At 70.7% G+C, this 11,940-nt stretch carries 9 protein-coding genes and 1 pseudogene; 1 reads left to right on the forward strand and 9 read right to left on the reverse strand.

Annotation, left to right across the window (positions count from 1 at the left end; translation table 11 throughout):
• The 7 genes and pseudogenes from AC07DS_RS41200 to AC07DS_RS41230 all read right to left on the reverse strand — a co-directional run.
• Nucleotides 1-310: pseudogene (locus AC07DS_RS41200) on the reverse strand (histidine kinase); the annotation flags it as partial.
• A gap of 2 nt (nt 311-312) precedes the next feature.
• Nucleotides 313-996, reverse strand: a complete 684-nt coding sequence (locus tag AC07DS_RS41205) for a response regulator (RefSeq protein WP_479153868.1) — start codon at nt 994-996, stop codon at nt 313-315.
• A 91-nt stretch (nt 997-1,087) separates the two neighbouring features.
• Entirely contained in the window at nt 1,088-1,720 is a 633-nt protein-coding gene (locus AC07DS_RS41210) for a potassium-transporting ATPase subunit C (protein ID WP_479153869.1), read from the reverse strand.
• A gap of 5 nt (nt 1,721-1,725) precedes the next feature.
• Complete coding sequence (kdpB, locus tag AC07DS_RS41215; RefSeq protein WP_479153870.1) at nt 1,726-3,855, reverse strand: potassium-transporting ATPase subunit KdpB; 2,130 nt, start codon at nt 3,853-3,855, stop codon at nt 1,726-1,728.
• Complete coding sequence (kdpA, locus tag AC07DS_RS41220) at nt 3,855-5,516, reverse strand: potassium-transporting ATPase subunit KdpA (RefSeq protein ID WP_479153871.1); 1,662 nt, start codon at nt 5,514-5,516, stop codon at nt 3,855-3,857. The genes kdpB and kdpA overlap by 1 nt, the downstream gene beginning before the upstream one ends.
• Nucleotides 5,517-5,524: 8 nt before the next feature.
• Complete coding sequence (kdpF, locus tag AC07DS_RS41225) at nt 5,525-5,614, reverse strand: K(+)-transporting ATPase subunit F (RefSeq protein ID WP_016434100.1); 90 nt, start codon at nt 5,612-5,614, stop codon at nt 5,525-5,527.
• Nucleotides 5,615-5,871: 257 nt separating this feature from the next.
• Nucleotides 5,872-7,713 (reverse strand): APC family permease, encoded by a 1,842-nt coding sequence (locus tag AC07DS_RS41230; protein ID WP_479153872.1) that lies wholly within the window; start codon nt 7,711-7,713, stop codon nt 5,872-5,874.
• A 229-nt stretch (nt 7,714-7,942) separates the two neighbouring features.
• Here AC07DS_RS41230 and AC07DS_RS41235 point away from each other — a divergent pair, with 229 nt between their 5' ends.
• Nucleotides 7,943-8,446 carry a hypothetical protein gene (locus AC07DS_RS41235; protein ID WP_479153873.1) on the forward strand — a complete coding sequence of 168 codons (504 nt, stop codon included), beginning with the start codon at nt 7,943-7,945 and terminating at the stop codon, nt 8,444-8,446.
• Nucleotide 8,447: 1 nt separating this feature from the next.
• Here the strand turns inward: AC07DS_RS41235 and AC07DS_RS41240 are convergent, their stop codons facing one another.
• Together AC07DS_RS41240 and AC07DS_RS41245 are read right to left on the reverse strand one after the other, a co-directional pair.
• Nucleotides 8,448-9,248: a DUF4118 domain-containing protein gene (locus tag AC07DS_RS41240; protein WP_479153874.1), complete on the reverse strand. Its 801-nt coding sequence runs from the start codon at nt 9,246-9,248 to the stop codon at nt 8,448-8,450.
• Nucleotides 9,248-11,779, reverse strand: a complete 2,532-nt coding sequence (locus AC07DS_RS41245; protein ID WP_479153875.1) for a sensor histidine kinase — start codon at nt 11,777-11,779, stop codon at nt 9,248-9,250. The genes AC07DS_RS41240 and AC07DS_RS41245 overlap by 1 nt, the downstream gene beginning before the upstream one ends.
• Nucleotides 11,780-11,940: the final 161 nt, after the last annotated feature.

Below are 11,940 nucleotides of genomic sequence, written 5' to 3' on the forward strand. Positions count from 1 at the left end.
TGGCGTTGCGCGAGCCGGGGACGTTGGTGTGCGCCAGCTCGTCCACGAGGGCGACGGCGGGGGCGCGGCGCAGCACCGCGTCGACGTCCATCTCGGTGAAGGCGCTGTCCCGGTACTCGATCTCCTTGCGCGGTATCTGCTCCAGGCCGTGCAGCATCACCTCGGTGCGCGGCCGGTGGTGGTGCTCGACGAACGCGACCACGCAGTCGGTGCCGCGCTCCACCCGGCGGTGCGCCTCGGACAGCATGGCGTAGGTCTTGCCGACGCCCGGTGCCGCGCCGAGGTAGATACGGAGTCTGCCGCGTGCCATGGTCACCCTTCGAAGCGGTAGCCCATGCCGGGCTCGGTGATGAGATAGCGGGGACTCGAGGGGTCGAACTCGAGTTTGCGTCGCAACTGGGCCATGTAGACCCGCAGATAGTTGGTCTTGTTGCCCTGGGAGACGCCCCAGACCTCGTGCAGCAGCTGCTTCTGGGTGATCAGGCGGCCGGGGTGGGTGACCAGGATCTCCAGCAGGTGCCATTCGGTCGGGGTGAGGCGTACGTCGCGGCCGTCCCGTACGACCTTCTTCGCGAGCAGGTCGATGGTGAACCCGTCCGTCCGCACCAGTGTGGTCTCCGGGACCGTCGGCAGGTCCTCGGTGCGGCGGACGGCGGCCCGCAGCCGGGCCAGGAGTTCGTCCATGCTGAACGGCTTGGTGATGTAGTCGTCGGCACCGGCGTCGAGGGCGGAGACCTTCTCGTCGGAGGACTGGCGGGCCGACAGGACCAGGATCGGCACCCGGGTCCAGCCGCGTACCGCCTTGATGACGTCGACACCGTCCATGTCGGGCAGGCCGAGGTCGAGCAGCACCACGTCCGGCTGGCGGGCCGCCGCCAGCCGCAGCGCGGTGGCGCCGTCGGGGGCCGCGTCGACGCCGTACTTGCGGGCCTGCAGATTGATCACGAGGGCCCGTACGAGCTGCGGGTCGTCCTCCACCACGAGCACCCGGGTCATGGGTGTACGCCTCTCCTGTCATGGCTGCGGGAGCCGACGGTGCCGGGATGTCTCCCGGGCCGCCGGCTCCCGTGCGGGTCGCGTAAGGCCGTCACTGCTCGGCCGCGAGATCCTTGAGCGCGATGTTGAGTTCGAGGACGTTCACCCGGGGCTCGCCGATGAAGCCCAGGGTGCGGCCCTCGGTGTGGTCCTCGACCAGCTTCTCCACCTGCGCGACCGGGAGATCGTTCTTCGCGGCGACGCGGTGCACCTGGAGTTCGGCGTACTCCGGGGAGATTGCCGGGTCCAGGCCGGAGCCGGAGGAGGTGACGGCGTCGGCGGGGACCTGTGCGGGGCTGACGGTGTAACCCGGCACGGAGTTGTCCTTGACCACCTTGGCCTTGGCATCCTCGACCTGCTTGAGCAGGACCTTGCTGTCGGCGGCGAGGTTGGTCGCGCCCGAAAGGACCAGCTTGTACTGGGTGTTGACCGAGTTCGTACCGAGTCCGCCGGCAGGGCGCGGCTGGAAGTACTGGAGGCTGTAGCCCTGTTGTCCGATCAGGGACGAGCCGACGACCTTGCCGTCCGCCTTGATCTCGGAGCCGTTCGCCTTGTCGCCGAACAGCCCCTGGGCGATGCCGGTGACGACCAGCGGGTAGATGACGCCGGTCACCAGGGTCAGCACGAGGAGGGCCCTGAGGCCCGCCCCGAGCAACCGGGCGGTGTTCGTTACGGAGTTGTTCATGGCGATCAGCCGATTCCGGGGATGAGGGAGATGAGCAGGTCGATGATCTTGATGCCGATGAAGGGGGCGACCAGGCCGCCGATGCCGTAGATCCCGAGGTTGCGGCGGAGCATCTTGTCGGCGCTCACCGGCCGGTACTGCACGCCCTTGAGGGAGAGCGGCACCAGCGCGATGATGATCAGCGCGTTGAAGATGACCGCGGACAGGATCGCGGAGTTCGGCGAGGACAGGCCCATGATGTTGAGCCTGTCCAGGCCCGGGTAGACCACGGCGAACATGGCCGGGATGATCGCGAAGTACTTCGCGACGTCGTTGGCGATGGAGAACGTGGTCAGCGCACCGCGGGTGATCAGGAGCTGCTTGCCGATCTCGACGATCTCGATGAGCTTGGTCGGGTTGGAGTCGAGGTCGACCATGTTGCCGGCCTCCTTGGCGGCCGACGTACCGGTGTTCATCGCCACACCGACGTCCGCCTGCGCGAGGGCCGGGGCGTCGTTGGTGCCGTCACCGGTCATCGCGACCAGCTTGCCGCCGGCCTGCTCCCGCTTGATGAGGGCCATCTTGTCCTCGGGAGTGGCCTCCGCGAGGAAGTCGTCGACGCCCGCCTCCTCGGCGATCGCCTTGGCGGTCAGCGGGTTGTCGCCCGTGATCATGACCGTCTTGATGCCCATGCGGCGCAGTTCCTCGAACCGCTCCCGCATGCCCTCCTTGACGACGTCCTTCAAGTAAATGACGCCCAGGACGCGGGCGCCCTGCTCGTCCTCGACCGCGACCAGCAGCGGGGTGCCGCCGGCCTCGGAGATCCGGTTCGCGACCGTGTCGGCGTCCTTGGCGACCGTGCCGCCCCGCTCCTGGACCCAGGCGATGACCGAGGCGGTGGCGCCCTTGCGGACCTTGCGGCCGTCGACGTCCACACCCGACATGCGGGTCTGGGCGGTGAAGGCGATCCACTCGGCCTGCGCCAGCTCGCCCTGGTGGCGTTCGCGCAGCCCGTACTTCTCCTTCGCCAGGACGACGATGGAGCGGCCCTCGGGCGTCTCGTCCGCGAGGGAGGACAGCTGGGCCGCGTCCGCGACCTCCGCCTCCGTGGTGCCCTTCACCGGCACGAACTCGGCGGCCCGGCGGTTGCCGAGGGTGATGGTGCCGGTCTTGTCGAGCAGCAGCGTGGAGACGTCACCGGCGGCCTCGACCGCACGGCCCGACATCGCCAGCACGTTGCGCTGCACCAGCCGGTCCATGCCCGCGATGCCGATCGCGGAGAGCAGGGCGCCGATGGTGGTCGGGATCAGACAGACCAGCAGGGCGACCAGCACGACCATCGTCAGGTGCGTGCCCGCGTAGTCGGCGAACGGCGGCAGGGTGGCCACTGCGAGCAGGAAGACGATCGTCAGCGAGGCGAGCAGGATGTTCAGCGCGATCTCGTTGGGCGTCTTCTGGCGCGCGGCGCCCTCGACCAGGTTGATCATCCGGTCGATGAAGGTCTCGCCGGGCTTCGTCGTGATCTTGATGACGATGCGGTCGGACAGCACCTTCGTACCACCCGTCACCGCGGACCGGTCACCGCCGGACTCACGGATGACGGGGGCCGATTCACCGGTGATCGCCGACTCGTCGACGGACGCGACTCCCTCGACGACGTCACCGTCACCGGGGATGATGTCGCCCGCCTCGCAGACCACCAGGTCGCCGATGGTCAGCGCCGTTCCCGGCACCTGCTCCTCGGATCCGTCCTCGAGCAGCCGGCGCGCCACCGTGTCGGTCTTGGCCTTGCGCAGGGTGTCGGCCTGCGCCTTGCCGCGGCCCTCGGCGACGGCCTCGGCGAGGTTGGCGAAGATCACGGTCAGCCACAGCCAGGCGCTGATCGTCCAGCCGAACCAGTCGCCCGGGTCCTTGAAGGAGAACACCGTGGTCAGTACGGAGCCGATCCACACCACGAACATCACGGGGGACTTGACCATCACCCGCGGGTCGAGCTTGCGGAACGCCTCCGGCAGCGACTTGATCAGTTGCTTGGGGTCGAACAGGCCCGCGCCGACACGGCTTTCGGTGGGCTTGTGCCCGGTCGGGGCGTCCTGATGGGGCGCGAGAGTGGAAGTGGACATCGAGTCCTCGTGCTTCTGTACGTCGGTGCTCATCACGCCAGTCCTTCCGCGAGCGGACCCAGGGCGAGGGCCGGGAAGTACGTGAGACCGGTGATGATCAGGATCGCGCCCACCAGCAGGCCGGTGAACAGCGGCTTTTCGGTGCGCAGGGTGCCCGCGGTCACCGGGACGGGCTTCTGCCCGGCGAGCGAGCCGGCCAGCGCCAGAACGAAGATCATGGGCAGGAAGCGGCCGAACAGCATCGCGAGGCCGGTCATGGTGTTGAACCAGTCGGTGTTCGCGTTCAGGCCGGCGAAGGCCGAACCGTTGTTGTTCGCCGCCGAGGTGAAGGCGTACAGGACCTCGGAGAAGCCGTGCGCGCCCGAGTTGAGCATCGAGTGCGGCGGGGTCGGCAGCGCCATGGAAGCCGCGCCGAACACCAGCACCAGCGCCGGGGTGATCAGGATGTAGGCAGCCGCCAGCTTCATCTCGCGGGCGCCGATCTTCTTGCCCAGGTACTCGGGCGTACGGCCGACCATCAGACCGGCGATGAACACCGCGATGACCGCCATGATCAGCATGCCGTAGAGGCCGGAGCCGGTACCACCGGGCGCGATCTCGCCCAGCATCATGCTCAGCATCGTGATGCCGCCGCCGAGCCCGGTGAAGGAGGAGTGGAAGGAGTCCACCGCACCGGTCGAGGTGAGCGTGGTCGACACCGCGAAGATCGACGAGGAGCCGATCCCGAAGCGGACCTCCTTGCCCTCCATCGCCCCGCCGGCCGCCTGCAGCGCCGGGCCGTGGTGGGCGAACTCGGTCCACATCATCAGGGCGACGAAGCCCAGCCAGATGGTGAACATCGTGGCGAGGATGGCGTAGCCCTGCTTCACCGAACCGACCATCACGCCGAAGGTGCGGGTCAGCGAGAACGGGATCACCAGGATCAGGAAGATCTCGAACAGGTTGGTGAACGGCGTCGGATTCTCGAACGGGTGGGCACTGTTGGCGTTGAAGTAGCCGCCACCGTTGGTGCCCAGCTCCTTGATGGCCTCCTGGGAGGCGACCGCGCCGCCGTTCCACTGCTGCGAGCCGCCCATGAACTGGCCGACCTCGTGGATCCCGGAGAAGTTCTGGATCGCACCGCACGCCACCAGCACGACGGCGGCGATGACCGCACCCGGCACCAGGATCCGCAGCGTGCCGCGCACCAGGTCGGACCAGAAGTTGCCCAGCTCACCCGTGCGCGAACGCGCGAACCCGCGCACCAGCGCCACCGCCACCGCGATGCCGACGGCCGCGGAAAGGAAGTTCTGCACGGCCAGACCGGCGGTCTGCACGACGTGACCCATGGTCTGCTCGCCGTAGTACGACTGCCAGTTGGTGTTGGTCACGAAGGACACGGCCGTGTTGAACGACTGCGCCGGGTTGACGGAGGAGAAGTGCAGCGAGCCGGGCAGGATGCCCTGGAGCCGCTGCAGCAGGTAGAGGAACAGGACGCTCACGGCCGAGAAGGCGAGGACACCGCGCAGGTACGCGGGCCAGGTCATCTCGGCGTCGGGGTTGGCGCCGATGGCCTTGTAGATCCACTTCTCCACCCGCAGGTGCTTGGTCGAGGAGTAGACCCGGGCCATGTAGTTGCCAACGGGGACATAAACGAGCGCCAGCGCGCCTATCAGGGCGAGCAGCTGGAGCACGCCTGCCAGTACGGGACCCATGTCGGCTCTCAGAACCTCTCCGGGAAGATCAGGGCGAGGACGAGATAGCCCAGCAGGGCGACGGCCACGACCAGGCCGACGATGTTCTCGGCGGTCACAGCTTCGTCACCCCCTTGGCGACAAGAGCCACCAGCGCGAAACCCGCGATCACGGTGACGACGAAGGCCAGATCGGCCATCGCGAACTCCTGGAGTGAGGTTCGGTTGAAACGGACGATTCGAGGAAAGCGCCTCCGTGGCGGAATCCGGCCACCCGTTGACGACCCTCATACGGCGTCCCGCACGGCTTTGACGGGTCCCTTACGGCCCCTGATCCGTACCGGCCGGTATGCGGCCGTGACGGTCGGTGACCTGGCTCACATCAGCCGGAAGCGCAGCCGGCAGATCACCGCGTCCGTCTCGCGCCGTACGGCGTGTGCGACGACGGCACCCCGCTGGTTCTGCAGCAGCCGCTGCCAGAGCCGCTCCGGCTCGGCCTCCGGGATCAGCACGGTGACCCGTGTGGCGGGCTCCTCGGCGGCCACCTCGCGGACGTACCCGGCGATGGGGCGGCCCAGGCTGCGCCGCTCGCAACGCAGCCGCACCAGCTCCACCCCCGGGTCCCATTCGGCCCAGGCACGCTCCAGGGCGTGCAGCTGGGTGCGGTCCTCGGGGTCCGGGTAGCAGACGGTCACCGCCCGGACCTCGTCACCCAGCGAGGCGGCCGCCGTCAGCGCCTCGGAGGTCAGCCGGGACAGGGACGAGACGGGGACGATCACGAGCGAGCGGTCGCGGTGCGGGGCCTCGGGTATGCGGCCGAGGCCGAGCCGCCGGCCGATCCGGGCGTAGGCACGGTGCACGGCACCGAAGGCGGCGACCAGCAGGGGCAGCGTGACCACGATCAGCCAGGCGCCCTCCGTGAACTTGCTCGCGGTGACGACGACGGTCGCGACGCCGGTGAGCAGCGCGCCGAAGCCGTTCAGCAGGGCCTTGCCCTGCCAGCCCCTGCCGCGCTCCAGGCGCCAGTGCCGGACCATGCCCACCTGGGCGATCGTGAAGCCGACGAACACCCCGATGGCGAACAGGGGCACGAGAGTGTTGGTGTCGCCGCCCGAGAAGACCAGCAGGGCCGCGGAGACCAGGGCGAGGGCGAGCACGCCGTGCCGGTGGACCTGGCGGTCGGCCTTCAGGGCGAAGACGTGCGGCAGGTAGTTGTCGCGGGCGAGCAGCTTCAGCAGGACCGGCAGACCGCCGAAGGAGGTGTTGGCCGACAGCGCCAGCAGGACCATCGTCGCGAACTGGATGACGTAGAAGGCCCAGTTGTGGCCGAGCGAGGCGTCCGCGAGCTGGGCGAGGACCGTGACACCCTCGACCGGCTGAAGGTGGAAGCGGGAGATCAGCACCGACAGGCCGATCAGCATCAGACCGAGCACGGCGCCGAGCGCGACCTCGGCCCGCTGGGCCCGCCGGGCCCGCGGGACACGGAAGGAGGGGACGGCGTTGGCGATGGCCTCGACACCGGTCAGGGCGCTGCACCCGGAGGCGAACGCCTTCAGCAGGAGCAGGGTGCCCACGGTGGTGGCGTTGTCCGGGACGACCGAGGCGTGCCCGGCCGCGGTGACCGTGCTCACGGGGTGGGAGCGGAACAGGCCGGCCACGACGAGGACGAAGATCGAGCCGACGAAGACGACGGTCGGCACGATGAACGCCTTCGCCGACTCCACGATGCCCCGCAGGTTGACGCCCGTGATCAGCACCAGCACCGCCAGGCACAGCCACAACCGGTCGTCGTACAGTCCCGGGAAGGCGGAGGTCAGGGCGGCCACGCCCGCGGTGACCGCGACGGCGACGTTGAGGACGTAGTCCAGGATCAGCGAGGCCGCCGCCACCAGGCCGGTCCGCGCACCGAGGTGCGTCCTGGCCACCGCATAGGAGCCGCCGCCGTCCGGGAAGGCCGCGACGACCTGCCGGTACGACGCCACCAGCACCGCGAGCAGTCCGGCGATGGCCAGGGTGACCGGCAGGGTGAAGCCGAGGCCGTGGGCGCCCGCGGCGGCCAGGACCAGGACGATCGCCTCCGGTCCGTAGGCCACCGACGCCATGGCGTCCAGCGACAGCGCGGCGAGGCCGGTGACGGCGGTGAGGCGGTGCCGTTCCCCGGTATCGGGCGGTTCTTCGTCGGCGGGCGCCGCGCCCGGCTGGAGGGTCAGGACGGACATGGGTGCGTGCTCCTTCTTCGTTCCACCGCGCACGAGACGTGAACAGTGCGCGGGTGCACCCAGGTTGTGTCCGTTTGCAGCCGGGCCCGGCTGTCCCTTGCGGCTTCTTCGCGCCCAACCGGCCGACTTTGACGGAATCCTGACGGGTCATCCCGAAATTCATCCGATACTCGTCAGGATCGCATCAAAGTGGTTCTGTCCGGACGTTCGGCTCCTTACCGTCGCCGCCATGGAACAGGCAGCACACGACCACCGACGGCGCAAGGACGTGCGGGATTCGGTCCGTTGCGCCGGGGTCCTGCTCGCCCTGCTCATGCTCGTCGACCGGGGCTCGGGCCGGCTGGCCCCCTGGCGTTGCGCGCTGTGGTTCGCCCTCGCCCTGCTGCTGTTCCTGGTGCTGTACCCCGCCCGGGTCTCGGCCGGCGAGGACTGGCTGGCCTCGCGGCGGCTGCTGCGCGAACGCCGCGTCCGCACGGACCTGCTGGTGTCCGTCCGGTTCCTGGACGGCGTCGCCCAGCGGCTCGTACTGAAGGACGCGCTCGGCGGCCGGGTGGAGATCGATCCCGAAGTCCTCGTCCACAACCCGGAGTTGTGGCGCCGCCTGGACGAGGGCGCGCGCAGGGCGGCCGACGACGGACTGCTGCTGTGCGGGACCACCGCCCTGCGGCGCCTGGCCCGGCGCGTCGACTCCGAGACGGCGCAGGCCGTGTTCAAGGCCTCCGGGCTCGACTGATTCAGCTGACCGGCCCCGCGGTGTCCAGCGCGGCCCCGGTCTGGTCGGCCAGGGTCACGGCGACCAGCCGGGCCTGGAGCGGCGGTACGGGCCCCGGGCCCGGGGTGAGCATGAACCGGCCCAGGTAGTGCCCGTTGCCGTACGCCCGCAGCTCGGTCTCGCCCTCGGGCCAGCCGCCGGTGTCGACGTCCCAGGTGTGCCGGCCCACCGTCACGGTGCCGTCCTCCTCCAGCCGCGGCGGGCGTCCGACGAGGGTGCCGTACTCGAAGCGGCAGGCGCGCAGCCCCAGCAGCTCGGTCAGCTCACCGCGCACGTGGTCTCCCACGGTGTCCGCGGCGTTGGCGGACTGGGCGAGGGCGGCCGTGCGGTGGATCCGCTCCAAGTGGGCCGCGTCGGTCACGGCGACGACCTCCAGACGGCGGGCACGGGCGGCGAGCTGGGAGACGATCAGACCGACGACGAGCAGCAGGAGGGCCGTCGCCACGTCCCCGGACGCGGCGATGTCGAACGTCTCGTACGGCCGCGTGAGAAAGAAGTCGAACCAGGCCGCCGCAGACAGCGCCGCCACGACTCCCGCCGTACGGCTGCCCAGCGCCGCCACCGCGACGACCACCACGACGAGGACCAGCGCGGAGTTCGTCCGCGACAGATCCGTGCGCAGCAGCACGAGAGCGGCCGCCACCACGAGCGGGGCCACCACGCCCGCCGCGAGGGCGAGCCGGTCCCGCAGCGGCCACGCGGCCCGCGCCGGGCGTGCCCGGCCGGCGCGGTGCGGCCGGAATGTGCTGGTCTCGGTGCTCATCAGGCACCTCCTGCGCTCTGCGCGCCCTGAGGGTGCGCGTGCTGTTCGGCGAAGGGCAGCGACACGACCATGGTCAGGCCGCCGCCCGGGGTGTCCTCGGGGGTGAGGGTGCCGCTCATGGCCTCGGTCAGACCGCGGGCGAGGGCGAGGCCGAGGCCGAGGCCGGTGGTGTTGTCGTTGTCGCCGAGCCGCTGGAACGGCTCGAAGAGGCGCTCCCGGCCGGCCTGCGGAAGCCCGGGCCCCCGGTCCACGACCCTCAGCTCCACCCGCCCCGCCAGCGTGCTGGCGGTGACCAGCACCTTCCGGCCGGGCGGGGTGTGCCGGGCGGCGTTGCCGGCGAGGTTGGCGATCACCCGCTCCAGCAGCGGCGGGTCGGCCAGCACCGCCGGGATCGCCTCGGTGTCCGCCACCTCGACACCGGGGACGTCCGCCAGTGCCGTGGGCAGCACCTCTTCCAGGGAGGTCGCGCGCAGGTTCAGCGTGAGCGCGCCCGCCTCCAGGCGGCTGAGATCGAGGAGGTTCTCCACCAGGCGGTTGAGCTTGGCCATGGACTCGTCGGCGGTGGCGAGGAGTTCCTCGCGGTCGGCGGCGGAGAACTCGACCTCGCTGCTGCGCAGGGAGGTGACCGCGGACCAGCCCGCGGCCAGCGGGGTGCGCAGGTCGTGGCCGACGGCCCGCAGCAGCGCCGTACGCATCCGGTCGGCGGCCTTGACGGGCTCGACCTCGGCCGCCGCCTCGGCCAGCCGGGCCCGCTCCACCGCGGAGCCGACGTGCGCGGCGAACGCGGCCAGCACCCGCCGCTCGGAGGACGACAGCGTGCGGCCGCGCAGCACCAGGTGCGCCCCGGGACCGGCCGGTACGGCGGTCACGTCCGCGGCGTCGGGCCGCTCGTCCACCAGCTCCGCCGACTCCATCCCGAAGGTCTCCCGGGTGCGCTCGAGCAGCGCCGGGATGGTCGCGCCGCCGCGCACGATGGTGCCGGCCAGGGACGACATGGTCTCGGCCTCGGCGGTGGCCCGCGCGGAGCGCCGGGACAGTCTGAGGGAGCGGTCGACGACCGCGGCCACCACGGCCGCGACGACCATGAACACCGCGAGGGCGAGCAACGCGTTCGGATCGTCCAGCGTGAACGCTCCGATCGGCGGGATGAACCAGTAGTTCAGCAGCAGCGACGCCGTGATCGACGCGATCACCGCCGAGGTGACCCCGCCTATGCACGCCACGCCCACCACGGCGAGCAGGAACAGCAGCGCCTCGCTGGTCAGGTTCAGGGTCCCGCGCACCTGGGCGAGGACGACCGTGAGCAGCACCGGGAGCACGAGACCGGCCACCGGTCCGGCGATCAGGCGCGCGGTGGACAGGGTGCGCCGCCGGGAGGGCAGCAGGGTGCCGCGCCCGGCCCGCTCGTGGGTGACGCGGTGGACGTCGATGTCGCCGGACAGCTCGGTGACGGTCTCGCCGGTGCCGGGCCCGGTGACGAACCGTTCCAGCCGTCCCCGGCGGCTGGTGCCGAGCACCAGCTGGGTGGCGTTCTCGGCGCGGGCGAACTCCACCAGCGTCGTCGCGATGTCGTCGCCGACCACCGAGTGGTAACTGCCGCCCAGGTCCTCCACCAGGCGGCGCTGCCGGGCCAGTGAGGCGTGCGAGACACCGGCGGCCAGGCCGTCGCTGCGGGCCACGTGCACGGCGAGCAGGTCGCCCCCGGCGATGGGGGTCCCCCCTGCTCGAACGAAGTTGAGAGCTTGGGGGAGGGCGGCGATCCGCGCGGCCCGCCGGACCAGCGTGTCCCCCTCCGGCCCACCGGTCAGCGCGACGACCACCCGCTCGCGGGTCTCCCACACCCGGCCTATGCCGTGCTCGGTGCGGTACTCCTGGAGCGCCTCGTCGACCCGGCCGGCCACCCACAGCAGCGCCAGCTGGCGCAGCGCGGTCAGGTTGCCGGGGCGGAAGTAGTTGGCGAGGGCCGCGTCGATCTTCTCGGGCGCGTAGATGTTGCCGTGCGCCATGCGCCGGCGCAGCCCCTCCGGGGGCATGTCGACCAGTTCCAGCTGGTGGGCGCGGCGCACGACGTCGTCCGGGACCGTCTCGTGCTGGGGTACGTGCGTGATCTTCTCGACCACGTCGTTGAGGGACTCCAGGTGCTGGATGTTCAGCGCGGTGATCACGTCGATGCCGGCCGCGAGGAGTTCCTCGATGTCCTGCCACCGCTTGGGGTTGCGGCCGCCGCCCGGGACGTTGCTGTGGGCGAACTCGTCCACGATCGCGGTCTGCGGCCGCCGGGCCAGCACCGCGGCCAGGTCCATCTCCTCGAACTCACCGCCCCGGTAGCCGCACCGGGCCCGCGGGACGATCTCCAGACCGTCCAGCATGGCCTCGGTGCGCGGCCGCCCGTGGCACTCGGCGAAGCCCACCACCACGTCCGCCCCGCGGGCGGCACGGCGCCGCCCCTCGTCGAGCATCCGGTAGGTCTTGCCGACTCCCGGGGCAGCCCCGAGGTAGATCTTCAGTCGTCCGGGCCGTACGTCACTCATCGCCGCCGACGCGCTCCGCTCACTGGCTCAACTCCCTCGGGAGGGCGGGTCACTGCTCTCAAGGAAGCGCTCCAGGGCGCCGGCGGGTGCCCGTGTTAGCGATTCCTTGGCACCGGTCCCGGGGACCTTGACACTGTCTTGACGTGCCGTGGCCGGATAGG

This window comes from Streptomyces sp. NPDC044064 (assembly GCF_056434245.1).

Excerpts from the sequence above, each read along its gene's own strand:
- AC07DS_RS41245 (WP_479153875.1), bottom strand. The coding sequence starts at position 11,779 with ATGAGTGACGTACGGCCCGGACGACTGAAGATCTACCTCGGGGCTGCC.
- kdpA (WP_479153871.1), bottom strand. The coding sequence starts at position 5,516 with ATGGGTCCCGTACTGGCAGGCGTGCTCCAGCTGCTCGCCCTGATAGGC.
- AC07DS_RS41210 (WP_479153869.1), bottom strand. The coding sequence starts at position 1,720 with ATGAACAACTCCGTAACGAACACCGCCCGGTTGCTCGGGGCGGGCCTC.
- AC07DS_RS41235 (WP_479153873.1), top strand. The coding sequence starts at position 7,943 with ATGGAACAGGCAGCACACGACCACCGACGGCGCAAGGACGTGCGGGAT.
- kdpB (WP_479153870.1), bottom strand. The coding sequence starts at position 3,855 with ATGAGCACCGACGTACAGAAGCACGAGGACTCGATGTCCACTTCCACT.
- AC07DS_RS41240 (WP_479153874.1), bottom strand. The coding sequence starts at position 9,248 with ATGAGCACCGAGACCAGCACATTCCGGCCGCACCGCGCCGGCCGGGCA.
- AC07DS_RS41205 (WP_479153868.1), bottom strand. The coding sequence starts at position 996 with ATGACCCGGGTGCTCGTGGTGGAGGACGACCCGCAGCTCGTACGGGCC.
- AC07DS_RS41230 (WP_479153872.1), bottom strand. The coding sequence starts at position 7,713 with ATGTCCGTCCTGACCCTCCAGCCGGGCGCGGCGCCCGCCGACGAAGAA.